At 72.0% G+C, this 13,994-nt stretch carries 10 protein-coding genes; 3 read left to right on the top strand and 7 right to left on the bottom strand.

The features are described from left to right. Positions 1-78 precede the first annotated feature (78 nt). A complete protein-coding gene (gene lysX, locus AB0C96_RS40285) occupies positions 79-3,396 on the bottom strand; it encodes a bifunctional lysylphosphatidylglycerol synthetase/lysine--tRNA ligase LysX (RefSeq protein ID WP_362924942.1) in 3,318 nt (1,105 codons plus the stop codon). 9 nt (positions 3,397-3,405) lie between these two features. Continuing rightward, positions 3,406-4,323, bottom strand: a complete 918-nt coding sequence (locus AB0C96_RS40280; RefSeq protein ID WP_362924941.1) for an Ig-like domain-containing protein — start codon at positions 4,321-4,323, stop codon at positions 3,406-3,408. Positions 4,324-4,565: 242 nt separating this feature from the next. Between AB0C96_RS40280 and AB0C96_RS40275 the strand changes: the two genes are divergently transcribed. Next, the gene (locus tag AB0C96_RS40275; protein ID WP_362924940.1) at positions 4,566-4,760 is read left to right on the top strand and encodes a hypothetical protein; all 195 of its coding nucleotides are present in this window, start codon (positions 4,566-4,568) and stop codon (positions 4,758-4,760) included. After that, positions 4,757-5,947, top strand: coding sequence for an MFS transporter (locus AB0C96_RS40270; protein WP_362924939.1), 1,191 nt, complete (start codon positions 4,757-4,759; stop codon positions 5,945-5,947). The genes AB0C96_RS40275 and AB0C96_RS40270 overlap by 4 nt, the downstream gene beginning before the upstream one ends. Here AB0C96_RS40270 and AB0C96_RS40265 read toward each other — a convergent pair. Next, positions 5,940-7,202: a phosphodiester glycosidase family protein gene (locus AB0C96_RS40265; RefSeq protein WP_362924937.1), complete on the bottom strand. Its 1,263-nt coding sequence runs from the start codon at positions 7,200-7,202 to the stop codon at positions 5,940-5,942. The genes AB0C96_RS40270 and AB0C96_RS40265 overlap by 8 nt on opposite strands. Before the next feature lie 90 nt (positions 7,203-7,292). Here AB0C96_RS40265 and AB0C96_RS40260 point away from each other — a divergent pair, with 90 nt between their 5' ends. Further along, the gene (locus tag AB0C96_RS40260) at positions 7,293-8,150 is read left to right on the top strand and encodes a phosphatidylinositol-specific phospholipase C/glycerophosphodiester phosphodiesterase family protein (protein ID WP_362924936.1); all 858 of its coding nucleotides are present in this window, start codon (positions 7,293-7,295) and stop codon (positions 8,148-8,150) included. On the opposite strand, the gene AB0C96_RS40255 is transcribed toward AB0C96_RS40260, so the two are convergent. The 4 genes from AB0C96_RS40255 to xylB form a co-directional block, all read right to left on the bottom strand. Then, positions 8,098-8,805 carry an N-acetylmuramoyl-L-alanine amidase gene (locus tag AB0C96_RS40255; protein ID WP_362924934.1) on the bottom strand — a complete coding sequence of 236 codons (708 nt, stop codon included), beginning with the start codon at positions 8,803-8,805 and terminating at the stop codon, positions 8,098-8,100. The two genes, AB0C96_RS40260 and AB0C96_RS40255, sit on opposite strands and share 53 nt — an antisense overlap. Before the next feature lie 276 nt (positions 8,806-9,081). Beyond that, positions 9,082-10,506 carry a family 2B encapsulin nanocompartment shell protein gene (locus tag AB0C96_RS40250; protein ID WP_362924932.1) on the bottom strand — a complete coding sequence of 475 codons (1,425 nt, stop codon included), beginning with the start codon at positions 10,504-10,506 and terminating at the stop codon, positions 9,082-9,084. Positions 10,507-10,615: 109 nt separating this feature from the next. Then, positions 10,616-12,031 carry a family 2B encapsulin nanocompartment shell protein gene (locus AB0C96_RS40245; protein ID WP_362924953.1) on the bottom strand — a complete coding sequence of 472 codons (1,416 nt, stop codon included), beginning with the start codon at positions 12,029-12,031 and terminating at the stop codon, positions 10,616-10,618. 213 nt (positions 12,032-12,244) lie between these two features. Further along, entirely contained in the window at positions 12,245-13,675 is a 1,431-nt protein-coding gene (gene xylB, locus AB0C96_RS40240) for a xylulokinase (protein ID WP_362924930.1), read from the bottom strand. Positions 13,676-13,994 lie beyond the last annotated feature (319 nt).

The following is a 13,994-nucleotide window of genomic DNA, read 5'->3' as shown; positions in this document are numbered from 1 at the left end:
GCCACCCCCGTACAGGGGTGGCCTCCGCCGTTTCGCCCGCTGCGGCGGGCCCCGGACGCGCTGCCGTGACGACCGCCGTCAGCGCCGCCGCACCAGCGGGAACGGCAGCGTCTCGCGGATCGACAGGCCGGTCAGGAACATCACCAGCCGGTCCACGCCGATGCCCAGACCGCCGGTCGGCGGCATCGCGTACTCCAGGGCCTGGAGGAAGTCCTCGTCCAGCTCCATCGCCTCCGGGTCGCCGCCGGCCGCCAGCAGCGACTGCGCGGTGAGCCGCCGGCGCTGCTCCACCGGGTCGGTCAGCTCCGAGTAGGCGGTGCCCAGCTCGGTGCCGAACGCGACCAGGTCCCAGCGCTCAGCGAGCCGCGGGTCCTTGCGGTGCTGCCGGGTCAGCGGCGAGACGTCCGTCGGGAAGTCCTTGTAGAAGGTGGGCAGCGTGGTCTTCTCCTCGACCAGCCGCTCGTACATCTCCAGGACGATGTCGCCGCGGCCCATCTCCGGCTTCACCGGCACCGCCGAGGCGTCGCACAGCCGGCGCAGGGTGGCCGGATCGGTGTCCGCGTCGACCTCCTCGCCGAGCGCCTCGGAGATCGCCCCGTACACGGTCTTGACCGGCCAGATACCGGAGATGTCGTGCTCGACCAGCCGGCCGTCGGCGTCCGCCTTGCGGGCGGTGGCGCTGCCGAACGCGGCGACCGCCGCACCCTGGATCAGCTCCCGGGTCAGGTCGAGCATCACGTCGTAGTCGGCGAACGCCTGGTACGCCTCCAGCATCGTGAACTCGGGGTTGTGCTTGTAGGAGATGCCCTCGTTGCGGAAGGTCCGCCCCATCTCGAAGACCTTCTCCATACCGCCCACGCACAGCCGCTTGAGGTAGAGCTCCGGTGCGATGCGCAGGTACAGGTCGAGGTCGTAGGCGTTGATGTGGGTGTGGAACGGGCGGGCGTTGGCGCCACCGTGGATCTGCTGGAGCATCGGCGTCTCGACCTCCAGGTAACCACGGTCGATCAGGCCCTGGCGCAGCGCCTGCACGGCCGTGCTGCGCGCCCGCAGGTTGTCCCGGGCGTCCGTCGAGACGACCAGGTCCACATAGCGCTGGCGGACCTTGGCCTCCGGGTCGGCCAGACCGCGCCGCTTGTCCGGCAGCGGACGCAGACACTTGGCGGTCAGCCGCCACTGGCTGACGAACACGGTCAGCTCACCGCGGTCACTGGTGCCGATCTCGCCCTCGGCCTCGACGTGGTCACCGAGGTCGATGTCCGACCCGAAGCGGTCCAGCACCGCTTCGCCGCTGCCGTCCCGGGTCAGCGCGATCTGTAGGTCGCCCGACCAGTCCCGCAGCACCGCGAAGAGCACTCCGCCGTGGTCGCGGGTGAGCAGCACCCGCCCGGCGACGCTGACGGCCGTGCCGGTCCGCTCCCCGGGCTTGAGGTCCGGGTACGCCTCGCGGATCTCGCCCAGGGTGTGCGTGCGCTCGACGCCCACCGGATACGGGTCGGTGCCCTCCGTGCGGAGCCGCTCCAGCTTGCGGTGGCGCACCCGCACCTGCTCCGGCAGCGCCGCCAGCTCCTGCTCGTGCAGCTCCTCCTCGGTGGCCGGCGCCGCCTGCACCAGGCCGAGCTCGTCCAGCGACGGCAGACCGACGGTGCTCGCCGGGGCCAGCATCCGCTTCTTGTGGCCCTTGCCCCACAGCTTGCCCAGGCTCGGCACGGCCACGAAGCCCTCGGCGATGCCGGAGGCCAGACCGATCCGGGCCAGGGCGCCGGCGTCCGCGTAGCACAGGAACCGCGGGTACCACTCGGGGTTGTACTTCGCGTTGGAGCGGTAGAGGGCCTCCAGCTGCCACCACTTCGAGAAGAACAGCAGCAGCTTGCGCCAGAACTTCAGCACCGGGCCGGCACCGATCCGCGCACCCTCCTCGAAGGCGGAGCGGAACACCGCGAAGTTCAGCGAGATCCGCCGCACCCCGAGCGACCCGGCCTGGGCGCACAGCCGGGCCACCATGAACTCCATGACCCCGTTGGGCGCGCTGCGGTCGCGGCGCATCACGTCGAGGGAGATGCCGTCGTCGCCCCAGGGGACGAAGGACAGCAGCGCGATCATGTTGCCGTCGCCGTCGAACGCCTCGGCCAGCAGGCACTCCCCGTCCGCCGGGTCTCCCAGCCGGTCCAGCGCCATCGAGAAGCCGCGCTCGGTCTCGGTGTCCCGCCAGGCGTCCGCGCGGTGGATGACCTCCTGCATCTCCTCGTCGGTCAGCGCCGAGTGGCGCCGGACCCGGAACGTCGCGCCGGCCCGCTCGACGCGGTTGACGGCCTGGCGGGTGACCCGCATCTCCCGGCCGTCCAGGTCGAAGTCCTTCACATGGAGGATCGCCTCGTCGCCGAGTTGCAGCGCACCGAGCCCGCAGCGGGCGAACGCCTTGGCGCCGCTCTCGCTGGCGCCCATGACGGCCGGCTGCCAGCCGTACCGCCCGGCGACCTCCAGCCAGGCCTCGATCGCCTGCGTCCACGCCTCACGGTCACCGACCGGGTCGCCGCTGGCCAGGCAGACGCCGGCCTCCACGCGGTAGGTGACGGCGGCCTTGCCGCTGGGGGAGAAGACAACGGCCTTGTCCCGGCGGGTGGCGAAGTAGCCGAGCGAGTCCTGGCTGCCGTACCGGTCCAGCAGGGCCCGGATCCGGGCCTCCTCGTCACCGTGCAGCGCGGCTTCCATGCGCTGCGAACGGAACAGCGCGGCGGCGGCGTTCAGCAGCGCCAGCGCACCCAGCAGACCGAGGACGGTGCTGGTCCAGTGCGGGGGATGGCCCTCGACCAGCCGGCCGCCGACCAGCCCGCCGCAGACCCGGTTGGCGGCCCACAGCAGACGGTTGCCGCCACCGGCCTCCAGCGTGCCCGGCGTCACCGTCACCAGCGCCCAGCCGAGCAGCACCGCCGCGGCCAGCCCGCCGATCAGCACGCCGATGGCCCGCAGGAACGCGCCGCGCCGGGTGATCGCGTAGAACTCGCGGTGCGAGACGAGCAGCAGCACCAGCGCGCCGGCGCACAGCACCAGCGAGATGGCGAACTCCCAGTACCCGGCGGCGAGGAACAGCGCGTCCGCCAGGATGACCAGCACCATGTAGGCCACGACGAACCACAGCGCGACGCGTTTGCGTGCGGCCATCGCCGCGCCGAGGAGGAAGAGGAACGCCGCATAGGCGAAGTTCGGCGCCACCGGGATGGTGAGCGTGTCCAGCCAGTAGATCACCGGGTGGAGTGCGCGCCTCAGGGGCCCGATCAGCGCCGTCAGGGCACAGAAGAGCCCCAGCACGCTGAAGATGATGGCGAAGCCGTTGGGGACGCGGCGCCGGAAGCGCCGCCACCCCGTGAGTTGATCCTGGTCCTGCACGGTGCTCATTCCGTCACACTAGGCTCTGAAAGGGGTCAGCTGCTCGACGCGGGGGGCGCTGTCTTGTGGGGGGCGGGACCAGCTGACATTCCCGTCTCCGCTCCCGATGGTCCTCTCTTCCGGCCCTCCGAGGGAGGAGGCGGTGACCTTGGTCCGGTCACCCACGGGGACCTTGCCACAAACCTGCGCCGCGGCCGAGTCGGTGCAAGTCCGGCCGATGGTGAAGTTCAGGTCATAGTCCTTCGCGAAGTAGCGGCCGCCGCCGGAGTCCACCCCGTCGAGCTCCGCACGCAGCGTGATCCTGGTCCCGGGTTTCGACGGCTTCGTGGGCCGCCAGTCCACCCGGTCCTTGCCGCTGTCGTCCTTGATCCAGCCCCATGAGCCGGTCGCCTCGTCATCGGTGGTGACGCGCAGGCGCCGCTCCACCGTGGTCCGGTCGGTCACCGGGAAGTCGAAGGTGAGCGTGATCGGCCGGTCGGCGGCGATCACCGCGTTCTGCGCGCCGGGATCGACGACCAGCTGGTTGAGCTGTGCGGCCTTCGCCGTGGTCACCGACTCCTTGGTCGCCCCGACGCCGCCCTGCGGGTCCTTCGTCCTGGCGACGACCGAGTACTTGGTGTCCGGTGCGGTCTTCGCGCTGGACGTCCAGACCGCGCCGCCGTCGCCGAGCCCGCCAGGCAGCTGCCGGCCCCGGGGGTCGGTGACCGTCACCCCGGTCAGCACCCCGCCCTCGGCGCTCACCTTGAGCTTGTCGCCGGCCTGTACGGTCCGGGTCCCGTTCGCCGCGCCCAGCACCACCTTGACCCGGTCGCCCGTGGACGCCGATGCGGTGCTCCCGCAGGCGGTGAGCGCCCCGATGCCGATCACCGGGAGGAGGGCGAGCGCGGCGCGCAGCGGCCGGGGAGGCCGGCGGCGGAGGGAGGGGGACTGGCGCATAGGGGGCTTTCCGTCTGGCGTGGGGGAGGGCGGCGATGTCGGCCGCTAAGACGGCCGATCCGCACACTCCGTTGCGGGGGGTTATGTGATCCACGTCACTATTCGCGACGGTACCCCCGTCCGTGACCCGCAGTGAACACCCAGATGGAGCATCGGTCATCGAACCGGACATACCTCGAAATACGCCAAACTGGCCACCCATTGCCGCCCGTTCGGGCGGCGGTCGAGGAGGTGTGCGTCCCATGGCTGTGTCCATCTCGGTCGTCCTGCTGTTGGTGATCCTGACCGTGATCTTCCTGCGCAGTGGAAAGCTCAAGTTCTCGCACGCCCTGGTGTGCGCACTGCTCGGCTTCTACCTGGCGAGCAGCAGCCTCGCCCCGGACATCCACCAGGGACTCGCCGGCGCCGCCGACATGGTCAGCAGCGTGCGCCCGTGACCCTGGCGGCCTACCGGAACCTCGCGCTCGCCACCATCGGCTTCACGGTCACCTTCTGGGCCTGGAACCTGATCTCCCCCCTGGGCAAAGCCTTCAAGGTCGCCCTGCACCTGACCAACGTCCAGGTCGCGGTTCTGGTGGCAGTGCCGGTGCTGGTCGGCTCGCTGGGCCGGGTCCCGGTCGGCGCGCTCACCGACCGCTACGGCGCGCGGGTGATGTTCCCCCTGGTCGCGGCGCTCACCACGGTCCCGGTGCTGCTGCTGATCCCCGCCAAGAACTCCTACGCCGCGATGCTCGTCGTCGGCTTCTTCCTCGGCCTCGGCGGCACCACGTTCGCCATCGGCATCCCGCTCGTCAACGCATGGTTCCCGCCGGACGAGCGGGGCCTGGCGCTGGGCGTCTTCGGGATGGGCATGGGCGGCGTCGCCCTGTCCGGATACCTGACCCCGCGCATCCACCGCTACGACGAGAACCTCCCCTACCTGGTCGTGGCCGTGGCGCTGGCCCTCTTCGCGGTGTCCGGCGCCATGCTGATCAACGACCACCCGGACCGGCCCGTCCCCCGGACCTCGCTCGCCGCCCGGCTGGGCCGGGCCGGCCGGCTGCGGGCCACCTGGGAGCTGGCGGGCCTCTACGCCGTCGGCTTCGGCGGGATCGTCGCCTTCGGCGTCTATCTGCCCACCTACCTCCAGACCTGGTACCACCTCGACGCCGCCGACGCCGGCACCAAGGCCGCCGGGTTCGCGCTGGTCACCGTCGTCTTCCGGCCGGTCGGCGGCTGGTGCTCGGACCGGGTGCACCCCGCGGTCGTCACCGCCTGGGCACTCGGCGTGGTCGCCCTCTTCGCCGTCGTCCAGGCCTTCGACCCGGCGCTGTCCCTGGTCGGCACCCTCGACTTCCTGTCCATGGCGGCCGGCCTGGGCGCGGCCAGCGGCTCGATCTTCGCCCTGGTCTCCCGGGTGACGCCGCAGGAGCGGGTGGGCAGCGTCACCGGCATCGTCGGCGCCGTCGGCGGGCTCGGCGGATTCCTCCCGCCGCTGGTGATGGGCGCGATCTACAGCGGCAAGGGCACCTACGCCATCGGCTTCATGCTGCTGTCCGACCTCGCGCTGGCCGGCTGCGTCTACGCCTACGGCCGGATGCGCACGGCGGGCGCCACGCCCACCACCACCCCGGGGCTCAGCTGAGGGAGAAGACGCCGACCGCGTTCGCCACCGGCCGCTCGGCCCCGCCCGACGGGTGGTTGCGCACCGTCAGCCCGTCGCCGTCCCCGAGATCGGCCACCAGCGTCGAGGACCCGCCGCCGTCCAGATCCATGGCGTCCCGGGCACCCAACTCCTCCATCAAATCGGCGAGTTCACGTACCGTCAGACCGGTCTGGCCCTCACCGTGCGCCCCGTCCAGCGCCAGCAGGTACAGCACCCGACCACCGTCCCCGATCCCCGCCGATGTCCGCACCGCCACCGCGACGCCGTCCAGCCCGGCCACCGGCGCGGCGTCCCGCACGATCGGGAAGCCGCCCACCGCGAACCGCAGCGGCACCGGGCCGTGGCCGACGAGCCGGTAGCCGACCCGCACCCGCTCACCGATGTGCAGCCGGCGCAGCTGCCGGGCCCCGTCCTCCCGGCCCAGCAGCACCACGCTCCCCGGCGCCACCCCGCCCGCGCCCGGCAGGGCGTCGAGCGACACCACCCGACCGTGCCGGACCGTCACCTCCGCGGTGTCCCGGCTGCACGGCGCCGCCCGGTCGGTGTCCGTACCGCAGGTGGCGCGCACCCGGGACGCCGGGCCCCACCGCGCGGTGTACGCGCCGACCCCGTCCACCGGCAGCGCGTACTGGTTCAGCCCGCGCAGCGGCAGCGTGCCCTCCGGGCCCACCACCACGCCGCGCAGCGCCAGCCGGTCCAGCCGGGCCCGGCGGTCGTAGCCGATGCCGATGACGTCCTCGGTGGTCGCGCCGGGCGGCAGCACCGGTCCGAACCGCTGCCCGTCGGGAACCGCGGCCTTCAGCTGGCGCCCCGAGACCACCGCGGGTCCCACCGAGGCGCCGGTCGGCTCCACGCCCGGGTGCTGGCCCTCGCTGATGTTGAAGAAGTCGCCGTTGACGGCCGCCACCGCGCCATCCGCCGCGGCCAGTTCGGAGACCGGTGCGCGCGCGCCGACCGCGCCCGGGTACAGCAGGTCCACCGTGACCCGGGGATCGGTGAGGTCGACCGTCAGCAGATGTCCGTGCACGATGCCGCGCGGCACCGTCATCCGGAATTCGCCGTACGCCACACCGGGCGCCACCCGCACGGCATCGAAGCGGTGCAGGGTGGAGGCCGCAGCGGTGGCCCGAGCCCCGCCGGCGAGTCCGCCACCGGCCACCACCCCCCAGGCCACCAGCACCGTCAGCACCACGCGAACCCGACCGAAACGCTGCTTCACGAGACCCCCTGACATCACGCCAACTGTCCCAGGTGCCGAAGACGTTCACTCCGCGGCGATCCACGCCGCCTGCGTACGCTCTGATTACTATCGCCCGGAGATGTCATGAATCTGTACACCCGCAGAACGGCCGTCGTGTCGCTGGGCGCCGTCCTCGCCGCGGCCCTCACCCCGCGCGCCGCCGCCCGTGACACCGACGGACGCCCCATCGGCTCCGCACCGCTGCGGCGCGCCCATGCGCACAACGACTACGAGCACCCCAGGCCGCTCCTCGACGCCCTGGACCACGGCTTCGGCAGCGTGGAAGCGGACATCTGGCTCGTCGACGGTGCGCTGCTGGTGGCCCATGAGGAGGGCGAACTCGACCCGGCCCGCACCCTGGAGGCGCTGTACCTCGACCCGCTGCGCCGCCGGATCCACGCCAACGGCGGAACGGTCTACCGCGGCCATGCGCTCTCCCTCCAACTGCTCATCGACATCAAGACCGCGGGCGACCCCACCTACCGTGCGCTGTCCCGGGTGCTCGCCCGGTACCGGGATCTGCTGACCGTCTGTCGGGAAGGCCGGGTCCGGCGCGGACCGGTGACCGCGGTGGTCTCCGGCGACCGCGGGGCCCGGGTGCCCATGGCGGCCGAGCGGGTGCGCCAGGCCTTCTACGACGGCCGTCCCGAGGACCTCGGCACCGCCACCCCGGCGTCCTTCGCGCCGCTGGTCTCCGCCTCCTGGACCGATACCTTCCGCTGGCAGGGAGTGGGCCCGATGCCGGGCGACGAACGGGAGCGGCTGCGGCAGTTGGTCGCCGCCGCGCACGCCGAGCGGCGCCGGCTGCGGTTCTGGGCCACGCCGGACGCCGCCGGACCGGCGCGCGAGGCGGTCTGGACGACGCTGTACGGCGCCGGGGTCGACTACCTCAACTCGGACGACCTGCCGGGCCTTGAGCGCTTTCTGCGGTCGGCGCATTGAGCGCGTCGAGCATGGCGGCCTCGGGCGCGGTCGCCCAGGAGGCCCCGGTGACCAGCTCCATGTAGTGCGCCCAGTCCCAGTACTCGCCCGGGTCGTGGTGGGTGCTGCCGGGGACCTCGACGTGACCGATGATGTGCCGGCGGTCCTTGGGGATGCCGTAGCGGTTGCAGACGGCGGCGGTGAGCCGGGCGGAGTGCTCGTACATCGTCTCGGTGAACCACGTCGGGTCATCGATCCAGCCCTCGTGCTCGATGCCGATGCTGCGGGTGTTGTAGCTCCAGTTGCCGGCGTGCCAGGCGACGTCGCGCTCGCGGACGCACTGGGCGATGTGGCCGTCCGCGGACCGGACGACGTAGTGCGCGGCGGCCTTGTGCGCGGGGTCCTGGAACAGCCCGAGGGTGTCCTGGTAGGTCTCCTGCGTCACGTGCACCACGACCATGTTGATCGGGTACTTCGTCGGGCGCTTGGCGGCGGTGTAGTTGGCGGGGTTCGCCGGGACCCACTGGACCGGGGGGTAGGAACCGCGGCGTGGCCGGGGACGGGACGGGGCGGCAGCGGCGGTGGCGGTGAGGGGGGTGAGCGCGGCGGAGACGGCGAGTGCGGTGGCGCCGGTGATCAGGCGCCGGCGGGCCGGGTGGGGGTGGGAAGCATCCATCAGTCTCCTCAAGAGGGGATCCCGCTTCAGCTGGTGAGAAATCGCTTCCCTGGCCTGTGGAATTTTAAGCCCGCCCCGTATGGGGTCGGTTCGGGCCGGACCGCAATTCTCGGGTTGGCGGCCCCCGCAATGTGAGGGGCGGAGTCATGGGAACTCCTGGCAGGACCGCGAGCAGGTCTGTACGGAGAGAGTCACCTGATGGTCGTCACCCAGGTGCCGCGCCGGCAGCCCTGACGGCGGAACGCGGACGCGGCACCCGGACGGCGGCTCCGCCGGTCAGTGACCGATCTCGACGTCCTCCAGGATTCCCAGCGCGTCCGGCACCAGCACGGCCGCCGAAAAGTAGGCGCTGACCAGGTAATTGATGACGGCCTGGTCGTTGATGCCCATGAAGCGCACCGAGAGTCCGGGCCGGTACTCGTCCGGGATGCCGGTCTGGTGCAGCCCGATCACGCCCTGGTTCTCCTCGCCGACCCGCAGCGCGAGGATCGAGCTGGTCTGGTCCGGGGCGATCGGGATCTTGTTGCACGGCAGCAGCGGGATGCCGCGCCAGGCCCGGACCGCCGCCCCCTCGAACTCCGCGGTGCTCGGGTAGATGCCCCGGGCGTTCCACTCCCGTCCGATGGCCGCGATGGTGCGCGGATGCGCCAGCAGGAACTGCGTCTTGCGGCGCCGGGAGATCAGCTCGTCGAGGTCGTCGGGGGTGGGCGGACCGCTGCGGGTGTGGATGCGCTGCTTGAGGTCGGCGTTGTGCAGCAGCCCGAACTCGGGGTTGTTGACCATCTCGTGCTCCTGGCGCTCGCGCAGCGCCTCCACGGTCAACCGCAGCTGCTGGTCCAGCTGGTTCATCGGGTCGTTGTAGAGGTCCGCGACCCGCGAGTGCACCTTCAACACGGTCTGTGCGACGCCGAGTTCGTACTCCCGCGGCGTCAGGTCGTAGTCGGCGAAGGTGCCCGGCAGGACCGGCTCGCCGACGTGGCCGGCGGCCAGCTCGATGGCCGCCTCGCCGTGCTTGTTGTGGGTGTTCTGCGCCGACACCAGCGCCGTGTGGAACTGCTCGATGTGCGCCCGCAGCGACTCCGACTCGCCGAGCACCGCTTCGAAGTCGCTGCGGTAGAGGGTCAGCGCGGTCACCCGGGTCGTCGCCCGTACGGAGTGCTCCCACTCCGCGTCGGGCGACAGCAGCGCCGCGGCACCGAGGGCGTCGCCGTCGGCCAGTGTGCCCAGTGACGTCTCCTCGCCGTACTTGCCGGTGCCGGTGCGGTCCAGCCTGCCGTGCGCGATCAGGATGACCCGGTCGGTCGGCCCGCCCTTCCGGGCCAGCAGATCGCCGGGGGCGAACTCCCGCTGGACGAAGCGGCTCGCCAGGCCCTCCAGCGTCGCGCCGTCGTCGTAGCCGCGCAGCGGCGCCAGCTCGCGCAACTCGGCCGGGATCACCCGGACTTCGGTACCGGTCGAGGCGAAGTCGATCCGCCCGTCGCCGAGGGTGTGGGTGAGGCGGCGGTTGACGCGGAACGTGCCGCCGGAGACCTGTGTCCAGGGCAGGATGCGCAGCAGCCAGCGGGAGGAGATCCCCTGCATCTGCGGCACGGTCTTGGTCGTGGTCGCCAGCTTGCGGGCGGCCGCGGTGTCCAGGCTGGAACGGTTCTGCTCACGCCCGGAGGTCTGCGGGCCGGACGTCGGGTCCACCGATGTGGTCATGGAGAAGGCTCACCTGTTCTGTCGGTGCTGTGCGTGCGGGGGTACTGCCGGTGCGCCCGGGCGGGAGGAGCTCCGCGCCCCGGCCCGCGGTCACTGCCGTGCCTGGTCTTCAGTGCCCGATCTGCACGTCTTCGAGAACTCCCAGCGCATCGGGCACAAGAACGGCCGCGGAATAGTAGGCGCTGACGAGGTATTTGACGACCGCCCGGTCATCGATGCCCATATAGCGCACCGAAAGGCTCGGCTCGTATTCATCGGGAATTCCGGTCTGGTGCAGACCGACCACGCCCTGCTTGTCCTCGCCGGTGCGCAGCAGAAGGATCGAACTGGTCCGTTCCTTCGTCACCGGAATCTTGTTGCACGGAAAGATCGGCACCCCGCGCCAGGACGGCAGTGAATGCCCCATGAAATCGACCGCGGTCGGATACAGGCCACGCGCACTGCACTCCCGGCCGATCGCGGCGATGGCCTGCGGATGGGCGAGCAGAAAGCCCGGGTCCTTCCAGACCGTCGCGAGCAGGTCGTCGAGGTCGTCGGGGGTGGGCGGACCGCTGCGGGTGTGGATGCGCTGCTTGAGGTCGGCGTTGTGCAGCAGCCCGAACTCGGGGTTGTTGACCATCTCGTGCTCCTGGCGCTCGCGCAGCGCCTGGACCGTGAGCTTCAGCTGCTCCTCGACCTGGTTCATCGGGTCGCTGTAGAGGTCGCCGACCCGGCTGTGGGCGCGCAACACGGTCTGCGCGACGCCGAGTTCGTACTCCCGCGGCGCCGCGTCGTAGTCGACGAAGGTGCCGGGCAGGGACGGTTCGCCGTGGTGGCCGGAGGCGACCGCGACCGCCGACTCCCCGCTGGTGTTCGTCGGGTGCGCGGTGGCGCTCCGCTCGGCCGGGGCCAGGTGCTCGCGCAGCCCGGGGCAGCGGTCGATGACCTCCTGGGCGGCCTGCCGGGACAGTGCCAGCACGGTCACCCGGGTCACCGCGCGGTAGCTGAAGCGCCAGGTGCCCTCGTCGCCGGTGAGCGGCCCGTCGCCGAGGTGGTCACCGCCGGCCAGCGCTTCGAGCGTGGTCTCCTCGTCGTACTTGCCGGCGCCGATGCGGTCCACCCGGCCGTGCGCGATCAGCACCAGCCGGTCGTCCGGCGTACCGGCCTCGGCGATCAACTCGCCCGGCGAGTACTGGTGTTGGGTGAATCGCCGGCCGAGCGCCGCGAGCACCTCGGTGTCGGTGAAGTCCCGGAGGGCGGGCAGTTCGCGGAGCTCTTCCGGGATGATCGAGACGTCGGAGCCATTGATGTCGAAATCGATGCGCCCGTCGCCGAGGGCGTAGGTCAGTCGGCGGTTGACCCGGTACGTGCCACCGGACACCTGCACCCAGGGCAGCAGACGCAGCAGCCAGCGGGACGTGATGCCCTGCATCTGGGGCGGGGTTTTGGTGGTGGTCGCCAAATTCCGCGCCGCGGTGGTACTGAGGCTGGAATTACGGGTTTCTTCCGCAGTGCCGGGCAGCGAATCTTCGGCAATCGTCACAATGCGGCCTATCTCCTCGAAGGTGCGACGTGACCCGCCCGGAGACCCTTAATTCGGCACGGTTCCGCGGCAGCCCGCCGAACTGACCGTAGTCGTGCTGTTTTTATCGACACAATCGCTCGATTGGGTGGCATGGAAATAACTTTCCATGGAAAGGTTCAGCGGAATCGGGGCAGGGAGAGTGTGCCGGGGTGCCGGAATTCGGGGGCGGCGTGGTCACCGTCGCAGCAGTGCCGCCCCATCGGTCAGCGTCGTCGCCAGCCGTTCCCAGGTCGCCGCGTCCCGCTGCACGGCCTCGTACTGCCCGCCCCGAGCGGTGCCCCAACGGCGGGCCACCGCCGCCGGATCCTCGCCCAGCAGCAGCCCCGCAGCCTGCGCCGCCGCGCCGAGCGCCACCAGCTCCTGAGCCTCGGGCACCAGCACCGGGCGGCCGGACAGCCGGCGCACCGTCTCCCGCCAGGCCCGGCCCTTCGCCCCGCCACCGATGAGCAGCAGCGGCGCATCGGCCGCGGCGTCGTCGTCCAGCACCCGGTCCAGGGCCTCCAGCAGCGCGAACACCGCACCGTCGTACGCGGCCTGGAGCAGCTGGCCGGGCGTGGTGTCGTGCCGCAGCCCGTGCACCAGCCCCGCGGCGCGCGGCAGGTTCGGGGTCCGCTCACCGTCGAGGAACGGCAGTACCACCACGCTGCCGCCCGGCTCCACGGCCTCGCGGTCGCGGCCGAGCAGCGCCGCCACCCGGTCCACGGCGAGCGTGCAGTTCAGGGTGCAGGCCAGCGGCAGCCAGTCGCCACGGGCGTCGGCGAAGCCGGCGACGGTGCCGGTCGGATCGGCCGGCCGGTGGGTGGAGACCGCATAGACCGTGCCCGAGGTGCCCAGGCTCAGTACCGGCTGCCCGGGGCGCAGGCCCAGCCCGAGCGCCGCCGCCATGTTGTCGCCGGTTCCCGCCGCCACCAGCGCGCCCTTGGGCAGCGGCAACTCGTCGGCGTGCACCGTTCCGGCCGCCTCACCCGGCAGCGCGACCCGCGGCAGCGCCGTGCGGTCCAGCCCGACGTGCTCCAGGATCTCCGCGTCGTAGGACCCGGTGGACGAGGCCCACCAGCCGGTCCCCGACGCATCGCCGCGGTCCGTGACAGCCTCGCCGGTCAGCCGCCAGGTGAGGTAGTCGTGCGGCAGCCGGACCGCTGCGGTGGCGTCGGCCGCGGCCGGCTCGTTCGCCCGCAGCCAGGCCCACTTGGCGACCGTGAACGCCGGCGCCGGCACGCTTCCGACCCGCTGCGCCCAGGCCTCGGCGCCGCCCAGCTCGGCGATCAGCCGCTCGCTCTGCGGAGCCGGCCGTACGTCGTTCCACAGGATGGCCGGACGCACCGGTGCACCGGCAGCGTCCAGCGCCACCAGCCCGTGCTGCTGCCCGGCGACGGACACCGCCGAGGCCTGCCGGGCCGCGTCCCCGCACTGCGCGAGCGCCTCGCCCAGCGCCCGCCACCACTGCCCGGGGTCGCTCTCCTTGCCCTCGCCGCCACTGACCGTGTGCGGCGCCTGTCCCCGGGCGATGACCTCACCGGTCTCCGCGTCGACGACCAGCGTCTTGGTGGACTGCGTCGAGCTGTCCACCCCGACGACGAGCGGTCCCGCTGCTTGTGCGGCCATCGTTGCCCTTCCGCCCTTCCGCTGCGCTTGGCTGCCTTCCCACGTTATCGGCTTTCCCGCCGTGGGGGTTGTTCGCCGTTGCGCCCTTGGGGGCCCTGCCACGTTTTCGTCTGCGGCGCCGCGCTTCTTCTCGCCGTTGCGCCTGCGGCGGGCCCTCCCCACGTTGTCGGCTTTCCCGCCGTGGGTGTTGCTCGCCGTTGCGCCTGCGGCGGGCGTGGGTTGTCGGGTGCGGTGACGGGCCTCCGGGGCAGGGGTGTGGGACTGCTTCGCTTTACGTCCCACACCCCTGCCCCTCCGGCCCGTCCCCTCCCGTGAGTGG

This window comes from Streptomyces sp. NPDC048506 (assembly GCF_040651315.1).
Lineage (GTDB): Bacteria > Actinomycetota > Actinomycetes > Streptomycetales > Streptomycetaceae > Streptomyces.
Note: the sequence above shows the minus strand (reverse complement) of the source record. Positions and strands in the feature narration are given on the sequence as shown.

Excerpts from the sequence above, each read along its gene's own strand:
- AB0C96_RS40255 (WP_362924934.1), bottom strand. The coding sequence starts at position 8,805 with ATGGATGCTTCCCACCCCCACCCGGCCCGCCGGCGCCTGATCACCGGC.
- lysX (WP_362924942.1), bottom strand. The coding sequence starts at position 3,396 with ATGAGCACCGTGCAGGACCAGGATCAACTCACGGGGTGGCGGCGCTTC.
- AB0C96_RS40275 (WP_362924940.1), top strand. The coding sequence starts at position 4,566 with ATGGCTGTGTCCATCTCGGTCGTCCTGCTGTTGGTGATCCTGACCGTG.
- xylB (WP_362924930.1), bottom strand. The coding sequence starts at position 13,675 with ATGGCCGCACAAGCAGCGGGACCGCTCGTCGTCGGGGTGGACAGCTCG.
- AB0C96_RS40260 (WP_362924936.1), top strand. The coding sequence starts at position 7,293 with ATGAATCTGTACACCCGCAGAACGGCCGTCGTGTCGCTGGGCGCCGTC.
- AB0C96_RS40265 (WP_362924937.1), bottom strand. The coding sequence starts at position 7,202 with ATGTCAGGGGGTCTCGTGAAGCAGCGTTTCGGTCGGGTTCGCGTGGTG.
- AB0C96_RS40280 (WP_362924941.1), bottom strand. The coding sequence starts at position 4,323 with ATGCGCCAGTCCCCCTCCCTCCGCCGCCGGCCTCCCCGGCCGCTGCGC.
- AB0C96_RS40250 (WP_362924932.1), bottom strand. The coding sequence starts at position 10,506 with ATGACCACATCGGTGGACCCGACGTCCGGCCCGCAGACCTCCGGGCGT.